The sequence below is a fragment of the Bacillus sp. FSL W7-1085 genome (genome assembly GCF_038595035.1).
GTDB classification, from domain to species: Bacteria; Bacillota; Bacilli; order Bacillales; family Bacillaceae; genus Bacillus; species Bacillus altitudinis.
Genome location: NZ_CP152000.1, coordinates 1,164,715 through 1,183,492 on the forward strand (window position 1 = coordinate 1,164,715; position 18,778 = coordinate 1,183,492).

Here is an 18,778-nt window from a genome sequence, read left to right on the forward strand (position 1 = left end):
TGCATATATAAAGAAAGGACGGAAAAAGAAGAATGAAGGAGGTGGAGGTTCCATGAGCGGCGCTTTGTCATTTGCTATATTTGCCCTCGCATCCTTTAGGCTGACGAGATTGATCGTGTTTGATACGATTACAGCCCCCTTTCGCCGTCTATTTCATGAAGAGCAAGAAGAGATAAACGAACAAGGTGAAGTCGAGACCTATATCGTCATTAAGGGGAAGGGACTGCGATCTTGGATAGGAGAGCTGTTAAGCTGTTATTGGTGTACGGGTATGTGGTGCACTGCTGCTTTACTACTGATATACATATTTTTTCCTGTCATCAGCATGTGGCTTAATTTACTATTAGCGATTGCCGCCGCAGCAGGCTTGATTGAAGCAGTCGTGTCGAAGCTTGTGAAATAAACAGGCATTCTGATCAGACACGCTTAAAGAAAATGCATATACTAACATGGAATAGGAAAGGAAGGGTTGCGATGAAACCAACTGAAACACCGTCACATATGCTTCAAGGGTATCCAGCGCAGTCAAATCAACAATCTGTATATACGAAGAAAATCAAGAAGACTGGCTGCGGCTGCGGGAAGAAAAAGAAACCTCAATAGGGAAAAACAAAAGCCGGATTTATCCGGTTTTTTTGTTGCCCTTTTTTTGGGTGATGCATATGTAAGAGAGAAGGGGTGACCAGAATGGATGCATTCGAACAATTAATCGGTTCCTTGTTCACTAAACCCCATGATGGGAAAGAGCAAGCGCACGAAAAAGCTGAAATGGATTTAGCGAATAAAGCGAAGGATCTTGAAGAGCACTTAAAAGCATTTGGCGAGAAAATGGATACTTTTGCGAAAGAAACAGAAGCATTCATGATCCGTCATGGAGAGGCAGATTACGTCTTTAAACAGCAGAAATAAAAATTCCGCACTTTTTTATGTGATCGTCCAAACCATTTCATGTATTTTTCATATTTTGTAAGGGAGAAGAGGAGGTGCTTAAATATGAGTTGTTACGGTTACGGTGGCGGTTATTGCGGAGGTTATGGTGGCGGCTACGGCGGCGGTTATGGTTCAACTTTTGTTCTTGTCGTCGTGCTTTTCATCCTTCTAATCATCGTTGGTGCTTCTTTCTTTAACTAAACAGTAAGAAGGTGAGGGAAGCAATAGGGAAGCCTTTTGCTTTCCTTTCTCTTTGCTAACAAGGCAGCAGGATAGGCACATATCTCGCCTATTTTCATATAGTAAGGTGATTACTCCACAAAGAGGAGGCAAAGGAATGGATAATAAGTTCTTTAAAAGTGTGGAAAATAAAACAGGTGTAAATATGAATGATGTCTTTAAGCTTGCAGGTTCTTTGCAAAACGCGAACTTTAAAGATGAGAATACCGTTCGAGGTGTCATTAAAAAAGTAGCGCAGCTTGCAAACAAACGTGTACCTAAAGAAATGGAAGACAAAATCGTTCAATCGATTACAAGTGGAAAAGAAAAGCTTGATTTTAATACAATCGCTAAAATGATGAACAACAAAAAATAAACAACAGGCTCTCCATTTAAAGGGGGGCCTGTTGTTTTTGGGTAAAACCTTCACGATGTTTCTTTAAAAGAGGGTACAAAAAGCGGGAACGATGAGCAGTTTTTCCTCTTCTATATGAAGGAACTGATAGATAAAGGGATTGTTCAGCTCTCGTCATGGCAACGTATAATAAGCGTCGCTCCTCTTCAATGGCTTCTTCATCACCGTTTCTCAGCTCATCAAGTGCAAAGTCATGAGGGAGCGCCCCATCAACCACACTCGTGATGTACACTGTTTGGAATTCTAGTCCCTTCGCACGGTGGATCGTCATGAGCTGAACGCCTGGTTCATCTGATTTTTCCTTTTCAGCAGATTTCATATGTTCGGCATGAGCGAGGAAGGCTTCAATTGTTTCAAAACGTTTCGCCGCTGTTTTCACATCTCGTACATCATCTGTTCCTTTTTCAAGCACATTCGTATCATTCACGCGTTTTTTTAAAAAATCACCAAGTCCCATCCTTTGTTCAATAAACGCTACAGCTTCAGATGGCTTTAACGATTTTAACGTTCGAAACAGGGGAACGATCGATTGCAGTTTTTTGCGCTGAAACGGCTGAATGTCTGTTAGCTTTCCAAGTGCCTCTACCATAGAACAATCTTCTGTAATGGTCAGCGCCTTCAGGGTATTCAGTGTTTGCTGCTTTAAAAAGAAAACGGGCAGCAGCAGCTTCATTGCGGCGACATCATCTGCATCCTGACTTAGCGAAAGAAAAGCGAGCAGCACCCGAACAATTCTTCTGCTATAAAAGGCTTTTACGCCAGCATCGGTTTGATACGGAATCGCCGATTGATGAAGACGTTCATAAATCGCACGGCCTCCTGTATTCGTTCTAAACAGCACGCAAAAGTCATTCGGTTTTGCACCGTTTTTAATTTTCTCCTGAATATCTGCTACGATCATGGTTGCTTCCTCTTCCTCGTCATATGGATAAAAAAGAGTCGGCGGAATTTTCTCCACGCGTACGGCTTTTAACGTTTTCTCGTAACGATGCTGGTTCTTCTTAATAATGGCGTCTGCACTTGCGACAATCGTATGATGAGAGCGGTAATTTGCATGTAAATGGACGATCTCGGCCGAAGGATAGTCCTGTTTGAAGTCAAGAATAAAAGCGGGATTGCTTCCTCTAAATGCATAGATGGCTTGATCATCATCGCCTACACAAAATAGCTGCTCGGATTCTCCAGCTAAAAGCTGGATTAATTGATATTGTACGGGATTAATATCTTGAAATTCATCTACTAAAATATACTTGAATCGTTCTTGATATTGTTTGAGCAATTCAGGCTGCTTATTCAGCATGTGTAAACAGGCAATCGCCATGTCATCAAAGTCAAATTGTTGATTTTCACGCTTTTGCTGTTCGTATGATTGATAGATTGTCCACATTTGCTTTTCCTTTTCATCTTTCAGCTCAGGAAGTTCGTTTGGTAAAAAAGCATTTTTCCAATAGCCGATTGATTGCAGCACTTGATCGGTTGGATAGTCTTTTTCATCAAGTCCTTCATGCATGATCGCTTTGCGAATATACTGCTCTTTTTGCCAGTCGAATTTAATCAAATGCTGTCCGTTCCATTTGCCCCGATCATCGTGAAGCAGCATTTTATAAAATAGACTGTGGAATGTGCCTGTCACAACTTGGCTCGCCTGTGAAGGATGAAGCTGATACTGCATACGCAGTCTTTCTTTCATTTCACTGCTTGCTTTTGTGGTGAAGGTCACGAGCAGGATATGGTGAGCAGGGATTTGATGGTATGACATCAGATAAGCAGCTCTTGCTGTCAGTACCCTTGTTTTCCCGCTGCCGGCGCCAGCTAGCACAAGCATCGGACCGTCTTTGTGTGTGACTGCTTGAAGCTGTGGTGCGCTAAAGGTGATGTGTGGAAAGAGGTCAATGGTATGCACTTCTTCATTCTTTTCTAAATGAAAGGTTTCGCCAAATTGAATGGATCGTGGTTCCTGCCAGTCATCCGATTCTTCTGTTTGTGAGATGATCTGTTTGGCGGTTGGAAAGCGAAAGCCGCCAAGTTCTTTGTAGGATGCCTCTTCCTCTCGTTCAGCCGGTTTCTTTTCCTCTTGTTGTTCTCTTTTTTCGCAAATCTCTTGCTGAGATATTTGCTTATGGATAAAGGCAGGTTCTTCATGTATATTTAATCTAAAAAAGACGGGTTGTCCGCAATATGGGCAAGATAAATGCCCTTTTTTCCCCTCATCATGGAGGAATTGATAGTGTTCTCTCGAATATGTATGTAATGAGATCGTTCGATCATGTCGTCGTGCGCATTTCAAAGCTAGTCCTCCAATAGTCAATCAATCTTAAAAAGAAACACATCTAATCATATCAAATGAGGCGTGTTTCAAACAGTCATAATTAGGGAATAGTAGAGTAGAAGAGAAGCAAAGGAGGCGTTCTTGATGGGATATATAGCCCCGATTCAGCCGGATCTGTATTTTCAATATATCAATCGTCCTGCTCCTCAGGATAAAGAAGACTATGCGAAAGTGACGAAGGTCACCCGCACCTTTCATGACAAGGTATACAGAGAGCTGGAGAAAAAAGAGGACTTAGTGACAGAAGCGGAAACGAAAGTACAGCAAAAAAAGCGGGAACGCTTTGTACGAGATATGTTTATGGAAGAAGGTAAGGGCGTTCATATCAATACTTACGTCTAAATGACTGCGCTTTCTTCCTGAGCGAACGAGATGGAATCAATAAAAAGCCAGAGCATCCATGATGCCCTGGCTTTTTATTTTCGTTAAACGGATAGTGTTTTTGTCATTTTGACATGTGTAATCCCTGCTTCTTCAAACGGTTCTGAAACGGCTTTGTAGCCTTTCTTTTCGTAGAAAGGAAGAGCTTGGACTTGTGCATGCATGACAGCTTCTTTCGCTCCGTTTGCCATCGCTTCAGACTCAAGTGCTTCTAAAAGCTGATGGCCAAGACCGAAAGAGCGCGCCTCTTTTAATACACAAATTCGTTCAAGCTTTGCCTTATGACCTTCAATTATGCGCAGTCTAGCAGCAGCTTGTGGTTTGTTGTCATCATTATAAATGACAAAGTGAATGGCTTCGTCCTCAAGTTCATCAATTTCGATCTCTAACGGGACTTCTTGTTCTTTTACGAAAACTTCTTTTCGAACATAATAAGCATCTTCTCGTTGTGTTTGTTCTTTTACGATGACTGTATTCAAATGTCTTTAACCCTCTTCTCCTAAGATAAATGTTTCATAAACGGTCCAAGAACCGTTCTCTAATTGATATAAAAGGTGGAAGCGGTCAACCGTTTCCTCGTGGTCAATTTTTCTCAGCTTCAATGTGCCTAGAACGTCTGAATGCTCATCGTCTGATAACTTTTGAGCCACTGTCACATGCGGAACAAATGCATATTCAGGTGTACCAGCAAGCGGATCAGTGTACAACTTCTCATTGAGAGTCATTAATTCTTCGTTCGGTTCTACTTTCATATAAATCACGTTGTTTACAGGAGCGAATGAACTGAATTTTTTAATACGTAACGTAATAGGAGAAGCATTTTTTGCGTACTCTCGCAAGGTGGAGACGACCTCAGCTGCTTCTAGATCCGTTAATTCAAAAGGTGTTCTTAATGTTAAATGAGGTGGTATGAGTGCATAGTTCGGATCATAACGTTTCCGATAAGAGTTCGCAATGTCTTGCAATTTTTTTGATGGAAATAAAACAACTCCGTATTTCATCATGTTCCCTCCTGATTAAGAAAGTATTTATTATTTTTTATTATAACAAAATTCAGTTGATTAACGAATATGGGAGCATTCTTTTTAACGAAGGTGAAATGAGCGGCTGCCAAAACGTCCATTTATGATCGCCTTCGAATGTCTCAAATAAATAATCCGCACCGGACTTCTCCAAAAGGACCTTTAATTCTTCGTTCGGCTGAATAAAGTCTAGCACTTGCCCATCTGTCGTTTTCACAGCTGTTTCTTCTAACCCGATTTGATGGATAATGGCATAATGAGCAAGGGATGATGACTGTTTGACTGCTTGCAGAACCGACTCATCCACGTAAGGAGACTGCAAAATCAGTCCGCCAAATAACGAAGGATAATCAATGGCTGTCATAAGTGAGATCGTAGCACCTAATGAATCACCAATAAATGTACGACCTGATCCAACTTGATACGTTGGATAGTGTTCATCAATATACGGAACTAGTTCATTTGCCAAAAAGCGTTTATACGCCTCGAACTTTGGTCCGTCTGGATGATACGTATTTCGTCTTTCAGTAACATTTTCATATGGGACACCAATGATAATCGAGCGTTCCATTTCTTTGTTTTGCATTAATTCTTCCGCTTGTCTGCCTATTTTACCTAGACGGAAATAATCATGACCATCTTGTGCAATGATGACATGATATGTATAAAGGGGGGAGTAATTGACTGGCAAATAAATCAAAATGGTCATATCTGCCCCAAGTTCTTTTGACTGTAAGGTTTCTTCTTGAATGATGCCTGTTTTCTTCACCATAATCCATTCCTCCAGCTAACCAAATTCATCATAAGTGAAACGTTTCCATTCATTGTAACACGAAAAACAGCGTTGTTCCTATATGCTAACATGCAATCAAATTAGCTGACATCCAATCTAGTGAAAAATACAGAAAATTTTAATTAATCGTTACATTTCCCCTTGAAAAATGAGGTTTAATGCGTTACAGTATTAAGAATTAGAACAGACAGACAACACATTCTTATCGTGAGAGGTGGAGGGACTGGCCCTTTGAAACCTCAGCAACCGGTATGCATCACTTCATGTGATGTACCAAGGTGCTAAATCCAGCAAGCAGCTTTTTTGCTTGGAAGATAAGAGGAAGCGATTAAACCCCTTCTTCTTATGAAGAAGGGGTTTTTCTGTTTTGAAATTAGATTTTTACTTAGGATGGTGTCAAATGACAGAACATGTGGAAACGAAGTTAGCGCAAATTGGAAACCGCAGCGAAGAGGTGACTGGTACTGTCAGTCCTCCCGTTTATCTTTCAACAGCTTACAGACATAGAGGCATTGGGGAATCAACAGGATTTGATTATATTCGGACGAAAAACCCAACAAGGCAGCTTGTAGAAGATGCGATTGCTTCACTCGAAGAAGGAACGGCCGGTTTTGCCTTCAGTTCGGGAATGGCTGCCATCCAAACGATCATGGCGCTGTTTGAGAGCGGGGATGAACTCATTGTTTCATCAGATTTATATGGCGGTACATACCGTCTATTTGAAAACGAATGGAAAAAGTACGGACTGCGCTTTGTTTATGATGATTTTTCAGATGAAGACTGTTTACGCTCTAAAATGACGCCAAATACAAAAGCCGTCTTTATTGAAACGCCAACAAACCCACTCATGCAGGAAGCGGATATTCAAAAGGTTGCGAAAATCGCAAAAGAACACGGTGCATTGGTCATTGTGGATAACACCTTTTATACGCCCGTCTTGCAAAAACCGATTACACTCGGAGCGGACATTGTCATTCATAGTGCAACCAAATATTTAGGCGGGCATAACGATGTTCTTGCCGGACTTGTCGTCACAAAAGGAGAGAAGCTATCGGAAGACATGTTCCAGCATCAAAACGCCATTGGGGCGGTTTTATCTCCATTTGACTCATGGCTTTTAATGAGAGGAATGAAAACATTGGCGCTGAGAATGCGCCAGCACGAGGCAAATGCGAAGGAATTAGCTGATTTTCTAAAGCAGCAGCCGGAAATTCAAGATGTCCTTTACCCAGGCAAGGGAGGCATGCTGTCATTCCGAGTAGCCAAAGAGGACTGGGTCAATCCATTTTTGAAGCAGCTGAAAACGATTTGTTTTGCTGAAAGCCTTGGCGGAGTCGAAAGCTTCATTACGTATCCTGCAACGCAAACTCATATGGACATCCCAGAAGAGATTCGCATCGCAAACGGTGTGTGTAACAAATTGCTCCGTTTCTCAGTCGGGATTGAGCATGTGGAGGACCTAAAAGCAGACCTGAAACAGGCACTATCAAATGTGAAAGAGGAGGTACACACGAAATGACCACACACGATTGGACACTCGAAACACAACTCGTTCATAATGCGTTTAAAACAGACCGCTCAACAGGTGCAGTCAGTGTACCGATTCAACATGCATCGACGTTTCACCAAAGCAGCTTCGATGACTTTGGTCAATATGACTACTCCAGATCAGGCACCCCTACACGTCAGGCATTGGAGGATACCATTGCAGCGCTAGAAGGAGGAACGAGAGGGCTTGCCTTTGCGTCAGGTATGGCAGCCATTTCAACCGCTTTTCTTCTATTATCAAAAGGAGATCATGTCCTTGTCACAAGAGATGTGTACGGCGGGACTTTCCGAATGATCACCCAAGTTCTTTCAAGATTTGGGATTGAGCATACCTTTGTGGACATGACCAATTTGAATGAAGTGAAACAAGGCATTCAATCAAATACAAAAGTCATTTACATGGAAACACCGTCAAACCCTACACTCGGTATTACGGATATTGAAGGTGTCGTACAGATTGCGAAAGAGCATGACTGTCTGACTTTCTTAGATAATACGTTTTTAACGCCTGCGCTTCAGCGTCCGCTGGACCTTGGTGTTGACGTTGTGCTACACAGCGCAACGAAATTTTTAAGCGGCCACAGTGATGTACTGTCAGGCTTAGCCGTGGTGAAAGATGAGAAGCTAGGAGACGAACTTTATTCGCTGCAAAACTCCTTCGGGGCGGTACTTGGCGTACAGGATTGCTGGCTTGTGCTTAGAGGATTAAAGACCCTTCAAGTCAGATTAGAAAAAGCCAGTCAAACCGCATTAGAACTGGCTTCATTCCTCAAAGAACATCCTGCGGTCAAAAAAGTATATTACCCAGGATTAGATGATCACCCAGGGGCAGACATTCAGCGGAAGCAGGCGAGCGGTGCAGGTGCTGTTCTTTCATTTGAACTAGAAAACCAAGCGGCTGTCAAAGAATTGGTCGATGGCGTCACATTACCTGTATTCGCCGTCAGCCTCGGAGCAGTCGAATCCATTCTTTCCTATCCGGCCAAAATGTCCCATGCCGCTATGCCAAAAGAAGAAAGAGAAAAAAGAGGCATCACGGATGGTTTACTTCGATTAAGTGTGGGCGTAGAAAACGGAGAAGACCTCAAAAGGGACTTCAAACAAGCACTAGATCAACTAAAGCCCGTCCTTGTGAACCAATCATAAAAGTCAGTGAAAAGCCGGTATGGATACCGGCTTTGTGCCTTTTTTGAACAAAACCATTGACGACTGATCATGATGGTTATATAATAGAGACTGTCAGTAACAGAAAGCCCAGAACTGATACATAACCCGATTCCGTAGCTCAGCTGGGAGAGCGCTACCTTGACAGGGTAGAGGTCGCTGGTTCGAGCCCAGTCGGAATCATCGTTTAAACCCTTGCCTAGCAAGGGTTTTTTGTTTTTCTGATAACGAATATTCGTTCTGTTTCTTTTGATTAGGGACGAACTTTATCCACCAGATTGTTTCTCAGTATCTTTAGGATCAAAACGATTAAAGTGTTCTGCAGTGTTTTAAGGGTTAATTTCTAATAATTCGCGAGCTTCTTCTTCTGTAATTTCTCCATCTCGAGAAGCGATTAATGTTTCAAGATCTTTTTAATATTCGACTTGTTGTTTCTACCTTTGGGAAGAACATCAATCGAGACATCTAAAATGTTCGATATAGCTATTAACGTATTATGGTCTGGTTCTCTTGTCCCTAATTCATAGGCTGTATATGCTGAGATACCAAGTTTATTTCCATATATTGTTACATACCCTTTAATAAATACATTCTAACGTAACGTTTAGTTACATATAAGCGCATGTAACAAAAAGAAACGTTTTTCTCAAAGTGGTTGATTTTGTAACAAACGGTGTAAACATAAGCATAAGGGGGAAAAGTAAACGGACTAATACCAACTTTTCAATGTTAATATTCTTAGATGGGAACAAACAAAAGGTAAAATTAGACCATTTGGAACTCATCAACAGACAGTAATTATCAAGGTTGAATTAAAATCTTGAAATCACTAACATAGGCATAGTGAAGGCGGCTATATATTTTAAAGTTAGCTAATTAAAAATGATAGGAGGGTCACCCCCCTATCTATTTTGCCTGTCCAAGTACCATCACCCTTTTATGCATCTTTTAATAAAGAGACCGAAACATTTGATAGATTCTTTTTGTGTATTGGTTTTTAGATGAATAGTTTTCAGCTCATCTTGAGGAGTTATTACCTTTTGACTCATGTTGCTGTCTGCATTAGAAGTTGAAGCGAATGCAGGAGATGCAGAAACAAGTAAAGCAAAGGATAATGCCGAAAAAGTTAAAACTTTTTTTAATCTCATTTAAAACTCTCCCTTGTTTATTTTGATATTCCTGATTATCCCATTTTTTATAATAAAATCAAGGGTGTTTTTGTAAAAATATGAACGGTTTTTAGAGTTAGATAGATTATAAGAAAATTTCAATATGAACTTTCAAGGAGTGGTAAGGTGAAATCTGTATATTACCAGGGATCGATGAAAAGCAAGTTGAAATGCTCTAATCAAGGAGCTGAAGGTCTATAGGGCTCTGAAGGTGAAGGAAGAAAGGAACAGTTACATTAATTATATTGATGATCTTTTATACTGCTATTATAGTTTGGCTAAACAAAAAATTAAAGAAATTAGAACGCGAGAGCCGACTAATGATGAAATTAAAGCATCGTTCTAGGCGTATAAAAATATTAGGATTGTTGGTGCATCAGAAGCGTCTTTGTCTAAACAAGGTGAATTGATTGAGGGTTTTAAAAGAACTCATGTTATCATAGAAGAAAATGGATATTGGAGGATTGTCGTTAAATGCTCAAATCAAAGTTAGTTGTTTGGACGTTTATCGTTGTGACTGGATTCTATATGCTCATAAGTATATGGAACATTGCTGTATTTCCAGATAAGACATGGACAGATTACGCAGGACAGATTTTGATTGTAGTTTTTGGAAGTATGGTGAATGGTTTAATCGCTGCATTCTTTATGTACGCAGCAGCTATGTTAGTGAAATATATTAATGGTGATAAAGCTTAAAACAGGTGTATAAAAAAGTAATAAAAAAGGTAACATTTTTTCGGTTTTAAAAAATACGAAGGAACACCAGAGGATCTCAGTGATAATCACAGGATGTCATATACCTACCTTGACAGGGGAGAGGTCGCTGGTTCGAGCCCAGTCGGAATCATCGTTGAAACCCTTGCCTAGCAAGGGTTTTTTGTTTTTTTTCTTTTGGTTGGGGACGAATTGGGGACGAACTTTATCCACCAGATTGTTTCTCAGTATTTTTAGAATCAAAAAATCCCTTTTCCATACCGATCACACACTTTTAATAGTATCAGCATATCCAGTTTAAGAGGTTACTTACAAAATATCTAGAACTTTTTAGTAAGAATTCTCAGAAATGTAATACGGTTTTAAGTATTTTCATTTATAATTCTCTATTTGTCTATACTTGTCATACCGCTGTTGTATAAGCTCTTCCGAGGATAAACGTATCAATTTTTTAAGAGATGATTCGATTGCAGATTCAATCAATTTTGCTTGTGATTTTATATCATTTTGTGCTCCACCCTTAATTTCAGGAATGATTTCATCAATAATTCCTAAATGCTTTAAATCTTTTGCTGAAATTTTCATATGTTCAGCAGCTTCTGGAGCATACTTAGCGTCCTTCCATAGGATAGATGCTGCTCCTTCTGGCGAAATGACCGAGTACCATGAATACTCTAACATATGGATATGATTACCGACACTAATACCAAGAGCTCCACCACTTGATGCCTCTCCAATTACAATACAAACAATTGGCACTTTAAGTGTAGCCATTTCCAATAGATTTCGAGCTATCGCTTCAGAAATTCCACGTTCTTCAGACCCTTTGCCTGGATAGGCGCCAATTGTATCAATAAATGTAATAATAGGGCGATTAAATTTATCAGCTTGTTTCATCAGTCTTAGCGCTTTTCTATATCCTTCTGGATGTGACATTCCAAAATTTCTTTCTATATTTTCCTTTGTACTTCTCCCTCTTTGATGACCAATAACCGTAACGGGCATCCCTTTAAATTTTGCAATACCACCTATCATTGCTTGATCATCACCATATAATCGATCACCATGAAGTTCTAGAAAGTTTGTAAACAATAAAGGTATATAGTCCAATGTCGTGGGCCGGTTACGTAGCCTTGCAATTTGAACTCGCTGAAAAGGTGTAATATTAGAATAAATTTCATCTTGCATTTTATTTAAACGTTTTTCTAATTCTTGAATTTCTGATGATAAATCTACATTATGTTCTTTCATCATTTTCTTTAATTCATCAAATTTCTCTTTTAGTTCAATAATAGGACGTTCAAAATCCAAACTCATTTTATCCTCCAAAGGGTATGATTTACCTCACTCTAATCAAAAGACTTAGAAATAGAATCAATAAATAATTCAAAACCATCCACAACTATTTTTTGTTCTGATTCTGATAAATTATTGAGGATACGTTGATAAAATGTAAGGGATTGTTCTCTTAAGCGATTAACAGTAATGTGGCCTTTTTCTGTGAGGTGCAGAAAAAGTTCTCTTCTGTTTTTTTCATTTACTTCACGATAAACAAGTCCCTTTTTTACTAACTTATCTACCAATCTACTTACAGTTGAAGTCTCTAATCTAAGTTTATTGGATAGTTGCCAAACGGTTAATTTTTCCATCTCTATTTCCTCTAACGCCATCATTTGAGAAGTTGGTAGAGGTTTTTCAAATGGTCCATTGGGCAAATTTTGAGATTCAAAAACCCCAGTTATTATAATCATTTTCTTAATATCTGATCTTAGTTTTAAGGCATCTTCTCTTTTCAAAAAGGTCACCCTCCTAAAATTCATGTATAATACATCAATTGTATTATACATGAATATGTTTTTTTCACAAGTTTAACGTAAGCCCATATGTCAACATGGACAAGAGATTTCTTCTTGTTAAAATGGTTTAAGTGGATTGATCATAGTCGATCCACCTGATTGATAGATGCATCAGGATCTTACCCTAAGTAATTGCTGTTTACTGTTCTTTCAACAAAAATATGAAAAATAAAGAGAGGGGGAGAAAAATATGAAGTCATTTTTACTAATTGGACAATCAAATATGGCGGGTCGAGGCTTTAAGCATGAAGTGCCGCCAATTTATAATGAAAGAATCATGATGCTGCGAAATGGAAGATGGCAAATGATGACTGAACCGATTCATTTTGATAGACCGGTAGCTGGTGTAGGACTGGCGGCTTCCTTCGCGGAGACTTGGTGTAAGGATCATGAGGGAGAAAAAATTGGTCTTATCCCATGTGCCGAAGGTGGCAGTTCCATTGATGAGTGGTCACGAGATGGGGCATTATTTCGTCATGCAATAAATGAAGCTATATTTGCAAAGGAAGATAGCGAATTGGCCGGGATATTATGGCATCAAGGAGAAAGTGACAGCCAAGATGGGAAATACAAAGAATACGATGAAAAAATAAGAAGATTATTTCATGAGCTAAGAACTGAATTATCTGTACCTAACATTCCGCTTGTGATAGGTGGTTTGGGCGATTTCTTAGGAAAGACAGCATTTGGCTCAGGATGTGTGGAATATCAACTGATCAATGAGGTACTACAAATATATGCAAATCATCATGAAAATTGTTATTATGTTACTGCGAAAGGCCTTATATCTAATCCGGACGGAATTCACATTAATGCGTTGTCCCAAAGAATATTTGGTATAAGATACTATGAAGCATTGCGAAAAACAGAACATATACATGAACCATTACCAAATGAACATGAGCTAGTGAATGACTGTCATAATAGAATGAATACCTCAGCGGAGAATACATATATAGCACTAGAAAAATTCACGTTGGGCAAGATAACTTACGAAGAGTTGCTGCAGGCTTTAACGTAGGCAAAGCTCATGGTAGACTTTGAATAGACAGAAACATGATATAACTTTTGAAAGGATGATTGTGGTGGTAAAAACAGATAAAGCTTCCTCCTGAATACAAGCAATTACATTCAGGAGGAGATAAAAAATGTTTAAACAAATAGATGAAAATTATCCGAGAAAAGAGCACTTTCATCATTATATGACGGTAACCCGATGCTCATATAGTCTGGTGATCGATCTAGACATCACGAAATTGTATGCAATATTAAAAGAAAAAAGGCTAAAAGTATATCCTGTGCAAATTTATTTGTTAGCAAGAGCTGTGCAGCAAATTCCTGAGTTTCGGATGGATCAAGTGAACGATGCACTTGGTTACTGGGAGATTCTCCATCCTAGTTATACGATTTTAAATAAAGAAACAAAGACATTTTCAAGTATCTGGACGCCTTATGACGAAAACTTTGCTCGGTTTTATAAAAGCTGTGTAGCGGACATGGACACTTACAGCAAAAGTAATAACCTATTTCCGAAACCTCATATGCCAGAAAACATGTTCAATATTTCAAGTCTGCCGTGGATTGATTTTACTTCTTTTAACCTTAATGTATCTACAGATATAACTTATTTACTACCAATATTTACGTTAGGTCAATTTAAGATGAAAGAAGAAAAAATCACCTTGCCAGTCGCGATTCAAGTCCATCATGCTGTTTGTGATGGCTATCATGTCGGTCAATATGTGGAATATTTGAGGTGGCTTATAGAACATTGTGAAGAGTGGTTAGACGATTCATTGGATATGTCCTGAATGTCAGAAGTGATTTGCAAGAGGTTTCCAATGGTTTATAGAAGTTAGCATAAAGCAGACTTTAACGAGTCTGCTTATTTGTTGTGTGATGAAGAAGTTATTAGTTTGCAAATAAGGCAATCATGTTTTGTTTCTCAATTATTTTTGCGGTTTCTTTTCGGTGTTTTATAAATTCCATTATGTGATAATAAATGTAATATAAAGGGAATTTATGGAGTGTGGATAGGGGTATAGAAATTTTCAGCTTGAAACTGTCTTCAAGAGTAGTAGGCCTGAAAAATGATTCTGAGTGTTTGTCATGTAAGCTTCTAAATTAATTAATGATAGGTGATGAACTACGGAGTAATGGAATATTTTGAAACTGTAAAAAGGGCGGGAGATTCTTATAGAAGAAAGCAGTGATTTTGTCGGATGTGAAAAAATGTATGCTCACTCTATCTTAAAATCATTATATTGAATTAAATGTATATGTATTTACTCTAAAAATTGATAAAGGTGGTTTACATGATGAAAAAAAGCAATACATTATTACTGTCTTCAATATTTTTAGCTAGCACGATATTCCCTGCAACTGTTTCAGCAACTACTGTTGAGAAAAATGAAACTGAATGGATAACAATTGCAGAGGATACTTCAACGGATTCTGTATCGCATTCAACTAACAAAAAATCGGCAAAAGCTGACTATGTTACGAATTGGAAACTAAGAAAAACTGGTGGATTGATTGGCGAGATATTTCAATGTAACTACAGAATGTTAACGACAGCGAAGTCAAAGGGTAAAATTGATTATATAGAAGCAAAATCACGACTATATGGAGGAGATGGAGGACTTTCTAAAAGCAAGACCGATTCTGCGAAGAAATCAAATTATGCTGGAGCGAATGCTGCCGGTGGTGTTGATGGTGGCTGGGGATGTAAAGGTAAAGCGATTGGAAACTCTTTATATAAAGATAGTGGTTATAAAACTGTTAGTCGCCAAAAGACTTTTAAAATTTAATAGACATGATGAGACATAGAACAATTTTATTCATAACCATTTTCAGCGTATTACTAATGACTTTTATTTTATTTGTCAGACAAGGAAATGTCTCTGGCGATATAGACTATAATGATGAAATGTTGGATGTTACTGGACCAGGAACGGAGACCGTATCATATGGTATGTATGAACCTGAGGGGAAGCTTCTGGATACTCTAGATATCGGTTTGATTAAGAATAACCAAATAACCAAAGTTCTTTCCTTCTCACACTACATAGACGCAGATAGAAAGTACACGTTATTCTTACTAGCAAATTTTAATCAAATAGCATTTTCTGCAGATAATCATAGACCAGCTAAATCATACACATTTGAGATGACTAAAGACCAGGTGATGACATTACCAATCAAAGCGACATTACCAAAAGATGTTGGAGAATTAGCGTTTATTATTGTTCCCGAAGCAAAGTATCATTTGAAAGATAGTCATATAGATATAGCGACAGGTTTACAAGAAAATTATATGATGCGATTCATTACAAAAAAAGCTTCATCTCATCATATTAGAAGTGAATTTTCTCCAATATATAAAACGGATGAATTAACTGGAGAAGAAATTTTCATGGCTTCAGGAAAGGTTTCAAATAAAGTGCTGTATACTTCAAAAAGTCAAATGCCGGTCTATCTCCAAGTGGATAATACAAGTAAAGAAAAAATGAATTATGCTTTAGTCGCATTCTCGGAATTCGATCAACAAAAATTCAATGGAAAACCTGTGATGTATGTATCTGTAGAAAGTGAAAAAACAAATGTTTATCAAATAAAATTGCCAAAAGTGAAAAAGGAAAAGAATTTTCAAGTCATTGCTTTTCCTGCACCTTTTGATAATAGTACTAAATTTGAGGAAGTTAATTTTAGAGGCTATTCTTCTATTAGAACGTTAATTCAACCATAGGAGGCAATTTTATGTGGATGATCATTATTTTATTCATTATATTGATAGGATTTACAGGGAACATGGTATCGATTTTGAGAAATATTCAACAATCTAATGAAAAGATTATAAAATTATTAGAAGAAAATCAGACACACAAGTAGTCCATTGAGTTATGGTTTATGACAGCGTATTTAGCACACTGCTCCTGAGAGGGAGCTCTTTATTTACGGTTTCTTTTTGGAAAGAGTAGCAGAATAGAAAGGCTCTTAAAGCTCAAAATGATATTCAAAAAGGAGAGTGTCTGTATGGTGATTAAAAGACTCCTAATCATTGTATCCATTGTATTGTTAAGTGTTTCAACAGTAGAAACTTTAAAAATCATTGAAACGAAATCAATTCGGAATACAACAATGGAGGAACAAAAATCATATCGAAACACGACTATGATTGATCGAAATACAACTTCTGAAAACGTATAGACAAGATTAAAACAGACTTTAAGAGTCTGTTTTTTTATGAAGTAGAATGAGTAAATGAACAGTTGGTCAATGTTATACTTATCTCAGATAGATACGAGGAGGCATCCAGCATGGCGGCATACTGCGGACTATTCCCAAAATCATAGGGAAAATAGAGGGAGGAGTAGGGGTGGATGAAAAAAGTACTTTCTTCTCACGTCGGCTTGAAAATCAATGAATGGTATTATCACATTCAAAGATTTATTGTTCCTGATGCCGAGGCGTATAAAGAAGAAATCAAATCGATGCTTGATGATATGGAAGAAAATCAGGATCTATTATTATATTTCTCACTCATGGAGTTCAGACATAAATTAATGCTAGATTACTTGGATCCTTTAGAAAATGGGAAAGAACGAGCGAACTTCAGGGAACTTGCAGTGAAGATAAAAAAAGATCAAGAGAAATTAACAGGATTGCTAGAATATTACTTCAATTTTTTCTACGGCATGTATGAATTTGAGAACTACGAATACTTAAATGCGATTACCTTCTATAAGCGGGCAGAAAAAAAGTTAACCCTTGTAAGTGACGATATTGAACGTGCCGAGTTCAATTACAAAATGGCTGAAATCTATTACCACATGAAACAAACCCACATGTCCATGCACCATATCGCACAGGCGATAGAATGTTACCGAGAAAAAGATACATACACTGTTAGAGAAATTCAATGTTCTTTTGTCATTGGCTTAAACTATATCGATATGGGCTGTCCCGAAAAAGCCATTCCACATTTTGAACGCGCACTAGAACAAGTTGCCGATCACTCAACAAAAAGATTAGAAGGATCAGCGCTCTATAATTTAGGGTTGAGCTATTTTCATCACGGTGACCTAGCACAAGCAATTATTCACTTTAATGACTCGATTCGAGCATTTAAAGAGCGGGGCTACGAGCATTTAAATCGGATTTTAGACCCTCTCGTGATGTTGTCAAAAGCCTATTTTAAAAAGAACGAACAGGATTTAGGTACGTATGCTTTGCATAGCGGAATAGAACTATCTGAAAAACTGAAAGATCATGTGCTGTTACGTATCTTTACGTTTTTAAAATCACTATACATTGACAACAATTTTGAACAACTAGAACAAATTTCAGAATGGTTAGAGATGAAGTCCATGTATCCTGACCTTGAAGACTTAGCAAAAGATGCCGCAAAATATTATAATGAATTGGGAGATAAAGACAAGGCAATGCTGTTTTATGAAAAAATTCTTTATTTCCAAGTTCAAGTAAAGCGGGGTGACTGTCTATATGAAATTTAAAACTGTATCCATTGTATTCGTGGTGATGAGTGTGATAAGTGTTGTGAGTTATTTCACATCTGAAGTTACAGCAAGTCATGATGAAGCTAGGAGAGGTCATACAGCAAGTATCGGTTATTCTGCTTAGTAAAAGGCCCTTAAAGGGCTTTTTACTTTAAAATGGAATTTATGCAATGGATAAAGTATATTTTTCACATATAATATACTGAGGAAGAAGTAAAATGACAATGTTAAAACCCAAATGATTTCGAAGGATTTTCATTATATTCTTTGCTTTAACCTTTATGATTAGCCTGTTAAATATGGCTGTATTTCCAGGGACGCCAGTGTCTTATTATGTTGGTCTGATTTGTAAGATGTTGTTAATCAGTTTGTTAAATGGTATGTTTTTCGGCACAATCTTCTATTTGATTGTCACCTTTCTTATCGCTAAAGATTTTAATCAAAATCAATAGTTAGCAAAGCATTCATGAATCTAACATTCTGATTGGAAGGCAGGCAGTATAAGCCGATACTAGAACAACAAAGATTCAAAAGTTCTCAAGTCTCATTTTTCATTCGCAAAACTCCACTATAAACTCATTCAAAATTTGAATTGCCAATGTTAAATTTCTCTTTCACCTTTATATCGATTCAATGTTGTTAATAATATGAGAATAGCTAGAAAAGTGTACCACATGAAAAATAATTACTAGGGGGAATCACCATTTCATGTGAGG

The 18,778-nt window shown here is 38.1% G+C and carries 22 protein-coding genes, 1 tRNA gene and 1 riboswitch; of the genes, 16 read left to right on the forward strand and 7 right to left on the reverse strand.

All coding sequences use genetic code 11. The annotated features are described in order from the left end of the window. Positions 1-52 precede the first annotated feature (52 nt). The 5 genes from MKY11_RS05835 (at position 53) to MKY11_RS05855 (ending at position 1,525) form a co-directional block, all read left to right on the forward strand. Positions 53-403: a DUF1360 domain-containing protein gene (locus tag MKY11_RS05835; protein ID WP_025207166.1), complete on the forward strand. Its 351-nt coding sequence runs from the start codon at positions 53-55 to the stop codon at positions 401-403. 71 nt (positions 404-474) lie between these two features. Further along, positions 475-603 (forward strand): hypothetical protein, encoded by a 129-nt coding sequence (locus MKY11_RS05840; protein WP_008348422.1) that lies wholly within the window; start codon positions 475-477, stop codon positions 601-603. Between the two features lie 84 nt (positions 604-687). Continuing rightward, complete coding sequence (locus MKY11_RS05845; RefSeq protein ID WP_008348420.1) at positions 688-909, forward strand: hypothetical protein; 222 nt, start codon at positions 688-690, stop codon at positions 907-909. An 84-nt stretch (positions 910-993) separates the two neighbouring features. Next, on the forward strand, positions 994-1,131 hold the full coding sequence (locus tag MKY11_RS05850; RefSeq protein WP_008348419.1) for a YjcZ family sporulation protein: 138 nt from the start codon (positions 994-996) through the stop codon (positions 1,129-1,131). Between the two features lie 136 nt (positions 1,132-1,267). Beyond that, positions 1,268-1,525 carry a stage VI sporulation protein F gene (locus MKY11_RS05855; protein ID WP_008348417.1) on the forward strand — a complete coding sequence of 86 codons (258 nt, stop codon included), beginning with the start codon at positions 1,268-1,270 and terminating at the stop codon, positions 1,523-1,525. Positions 1,526-1,541: 16 nt separating this feature from the next. Here the strand turns inward: MKY11_RS05855 and MKY11_RS05860 are convergent, their stop codons facing one another. After that, a complete protein-coding gene (locus MKY11_RS05860) occupies positions 1,542-3,851 on the reverse strand; it encodes an ATP-dependent helicase (protein ID WP_342501933.1) in 2,310 nt (769 codons plus the stop codon). 126 nt (positions 3,852-3,977) lie between these two features. Here MKY11_RS05860 and MKY11_RS05865 point away from each other — a divergent pair, with 126 nt between their 5' ends. Further along, entirely contained in the window at positions 3,978-4,235 is a 258-nt protein-coding gene (locus MKY11_RS05865; protein ID WP_008348414.1) for a hypothetical protein, read from the forward strand. Between the two features lie 83 nt (positions 4,236-4,318). On the opposite strand, the gene MKY11_RS05870 is transcribed toward MKY11_RS05865, so the two are convergent. The 3 genes from MKY11_RS05870 to MKY11_RS05880 are packed head-to-tail and all read right to left on the reverse strand — an operon-like array spanning position 4,319 to position 6,068. Beyond that, positions 4,319-4,753, reverse strand: coding sequence for a GNAT family N-acetyltransferase (locus MKY11_RS05870; protein ID WP_008348412.1), 435 nt, complete (start codon positions 4,751-4,753; stop codon positions 4,319-4,321). A gap of 6 nt (positions 4,754-4,759) precedes the next feature. Beyond that, complete coding sequence (locus tag MKY11_RS05875) at positions 4,760-5,275, reverse strand: YjcG family protein (protein WP_024720139.1); 516 nt, start codon at positions 5,273-5,275, stop codon at positions 4,760-4,762. Between the two features lie 52 nt (positions 5,276-5,327). Beyond that, entirely contained in the window at positions 5,328-6,068 is a 741-nt protein-coding gene (locus tag MKY11_RS05880; RefSeq protein WP_019743058.1) for an esterase family protein, read from the reverse strand. A gap of 220 nt (positions 6,069-6,288) precedes the next feature. Further along, a riboswitch (SAM riboswitch) is annotated at positions 6,289-6,410 on the forward strand. 79 nt (positions 6,411-6,489) lie between these two features. Between MKY11_RS05880 and MKY11_RS05885 the strand changes: the two genes are divergently transcribed. From MKY11_RS05885 to MKY11_RS05895, 3 genes are all read left to right on the forward strand, one after another. Further along, entirely contained in the window at positions 6,490-7,608 is a 1,119-nt protein-coding gene (locus MKY11_RS05885; protein WP_025207168.1) for a methionine biosynthesis PLP-dependent protein, read from the forward strand. Beyond that, complete coding sequence (metC, locus tag MKY11_RS05890; protein ID WP_017367031.1) at positions 7,605-8,783, forward strand: cystathionine beta-lyase; 1,179 nt, start codon at positions 7,605-7,607, stop codon at positions 8,781-8,783. The genes MKY11_RS05885 and metC overlap by 4 nt, the downstream gene beginning before the upstream one ends. 128 nt (positions 8,784-8,911) lie before the next feature. Beyond that, positions 8,912-8,984: transfer RNA gene (locus tag MKY11_RS05895), tRNA-Val, on the forward strand. Between the two features lie 746 nt (positions 8,985-9,730). Here MKY11_RS05895 and MKY11_RS05900 read toward each other — a convergent pair. Then, complete coding sequence (locus MKY11_RS05900) at positions 9,731-9,949, reverse strand: hypothetical protein (RefSeq protein ID WP_342501934.1); 219 nt, start codon at positions 9,947-9,949, stop codon at positions 9,731-9,733. Between the two features lie 495 nt (positions 9,950-10,444). Between MKY11_RS05900 and MKY11_RS05905 the strand changes: the two genes are divergently transcribed. Continuing rightward, the gene (locus MKY11_RS05905; protein WP_242731882.1) at positions 10,445-10,669 is read left to right on the forward strand and encodes a hypothetical protein; all 225 of its coding nucleotides are present in this window, start codon (positions 10,445-10,447) and stop codon (positions 10,667-10,669) included. A 390-nt stretch (positions 10,670-11,059) separates the two neighbouring features. On the opposite strand, the gene MKY11_RS05910 is transcribed toward MKY11_RS05905, so the two are convergent. After that, on the reverse strand, positions 11,060-12,004 hold the full coding sequence (locus MKY11_RS05910; RefSeq protein ID WP_342501935.1) for an acetyl-CoA carboxylase carboxyltransferase subunit alpha: 945 nt from the start codon (positions 12,002-12,004) through the stop codon (positions 11,060-11,062). 32 nt (positions 12,005-12,036) lie between these two features. Continuing rightward, a complete protein-coding gene (locus MKY11_RS05915; protein ID WP_008348375.1) occupies positions 12,037-12,483 on the reverse strand; it encodes a MarR family transcriptional regulator in 447 nt (148 codons plus the stop codon). A gap of 250 nt (positions 12,484-12,733) precedes the next feature. Here MKY11_RS05915 and MKY11_RS05920 point away from each other — a divergent pair, with 250 nt between their 5' ends. The 6 genes from MKY11_RS05920 to MKY11_RS05945 all read left to right on the forward strand — a co-directional run bounded on the left by MKY11_RS05920 (position 12,734) and on the right by MKY11_RS05945 (position 18,059). Continuing rightward, a complete protein-coding gene (locus MKY11_RS05920) occupies positions 12,734-13,564 on the forward strand; it encodes a sialate O-acetylesterase (protein ID WP_342501936.1) in 831 nt (276 codons plus the stop codon). 127 nt (positions 13,565-13,691) lie between these two features. After that, complete coding sequence (gene catA, locus MKY11_RS05925; protein ID WP_301232012.1) at positions 13,692-14,354, forward strand: type A chloramphenicol O-acetyltransferase; 663 nt, start codon at positions 13,692-13,694, stop codon at positions 14,352-14,354. 507 nt (positions 14,355-14,861) lie between these two features. After that, the gene (locus MKY11_RS05930) at positions 14,862-15,353 is read left to right on the forward strand and encodes a hypothetical protein (protein ID WP_342501937.1); all 492 of its coding nucleotides are present in this window, start codon (positions 14,862-14,864) and stop codon (positions 15,351-15,353) included. A 56-nt stretch (positions 15,354-15,409) separates the two neighbouring features. Continuing rightward, positions 15,410-16,291: a hypothetical protein gene (locus MKY11_RS05935; protein ID WP_342501938.1), complete on the forward strand. Its 882-nt coding sequence runs from the start codon at positions 15,410-15,412 to the stop codon at positions 16,289-16,291. A 287-nt stretch (positions 16,292-16,578) separates the two neighbouring features. Next, complete coding sequence (locus tag MKY11_RS05940) at positions 16,579-16,752, forward strand: RapH phosphatase inhibitor (protein ID WP_342501939.1); 174 nt, start codon at positions 16,579-16,581, stop codon at positions 16,750-16,752. 173 nt (positions 16,753-16,925) lie between these two features. Next, the gene (locus tag MKY11_RS05945) at positions 16,926-18,059 is read left to right on the forward strand and encodes a Rap family tetratricopeptide repeat protein (RefSeq protein WP_342501940.1); all 1,134 of its coding nucleotides are present in this window, start codon (positions 16,926-16,928) and stop codon (positions 18,057-18,059) included. The last annotated feature ends 719 nt before the right edge of the window (positions 18,060-18,778 follow it).

Excerpts from the sequence above, each read along its gene's own strand:
- MKY11_RS05835 (WP_025207166.1), top strand. The coding sequence starts at position 53 with ATGAGCGGCGCTTTGTCATTTGCTATATTTGCCCTCGCATCCTTTAGG.
- MKY11_RS05840 (WP_008348422.1), top strand. The coding sequence starts at position 475 with ATGAAACCAACTGAAACACCGTCACATATGCTTCAAGGGTATCCAGCG.
- MKY11_RS05845 (WP_008348420.1), top strand. The coding sequence starts at position 688 with ATGGATGCATTCGAACAATTAATCGGTTCCTTGTTCACTAAACCCCAT.
- MKY11_RS05850 (WP_008348419.1), top strand. The coding sequence starts at position 994 with ATGAGTTGTTACGGTTACGGTGGCGGTTATTGCGGAGGTTATGGTGGC.
- MKY11_RS05855 (WP_008348417.1), top strand. The coding sequence starts at position 1,268 with ATGGATAATAAGTTCTTTAAAAGTGTGGAAAATAAAACAGGTGTAAAT.
- MKY11_RS05865 (WP_008348414.1), top strand. The coding sequence starts at position 3,978 with ATGGGATATATAGCCCCGATTCAGCCGGATCTGTATTTTCAATATATC.
- MKY11_RS05875 (WP_024720139.1), bottom strand. The coding sequence starts at position 5,275 with ATGAAATACGGAGTTGTTTTATTTCCATCAAAAAAATTGCAAGACATT.
- MKY11_RS05880 (WP_019743058.1), bottom strand. The coding sequence starts at position 6,068 with ATGGTGAAGAAAACAGGCATCATTCAAGAAGAAACCTTACAGTCAAAA.
- MKY11_RS05885 (WP_025207168.1), top strand. The coding sequence starts at position 6,490 with ATGACAGAACATGTGGAAACGAAGTTAGCGCAAATTGGAAACCGCAGC.
- metC (WP_017367031.1), top strand. The coding sequence starts at position 7,605 with ATGACCACACACGATTGGACACTCGAAACACAACTCGTTCATAATGCG.
- MKY11_RS05900 (WP_342501934.1), bottom strand. The coding sequence starts at position 9,949 with ATGAGATTAAAAAAAGTTTTAACTTTTTCGGCATTATCCTTTGCTTTA.
- MKY11_RS05905 (WP_242731882.1), top strand. The coding sequence starts at position 10,445 with ATGCTCAAATCAAAGTTAGTTGTTTGGACGTTTATCGTTGTGACTGGA.
- MKY11_RS05910 (WP_342501935.1), bottom strand. The coding sequence starts at position 12,004 with ATGAGTTTGGATTTTGAACGTCCTATTATTGAACTAAAAGAGAAATTT.
- MKY11_RS05920 (WP_342501936.1), top strand. The coding sequence starts at position 12,734 with ATGAAGTCATTTTTACTAATTGGACAATCAAATATGGCGGGTCGAGGC.
- catA (WP_301232012.1), top strand. The coding sequence starts at position 13,692 with ATGTTTAAACAAATAGATGAAAATTATCCGAGAAAAGAGCACTTTCAT.
- MKY11_RS05930 (WP_342501937.1), top strand. The coding sequence starts at position 14,862 with ATGAAAAAAAGCAATACATTATTACTGTCTTCAATATTTTTAGCTAGC.
- MKY11_RS05935 (WP_342501938.1), top strand. The coding sequence starts at position 15,410 with ATGACTTTTATTTTATTTGTCAGACAAGGAAATGTCTCTGGCGATATA.
- MKY11_RS05940 (WP_342501939.1), top strand. The coding sequence starts at position 16,579 with ATGGTGATTAAAAGACTCCTAATCATTGTATCCATTGTATTGTTAAGT.
- MKY11_RS05945 (WP_342501940.1), top strand. The coding sequence starts at position 16,926 with ATGAAAAAAGTACTTTCTTCTCACGTCGGCTTGAAAATCAATGAATGG.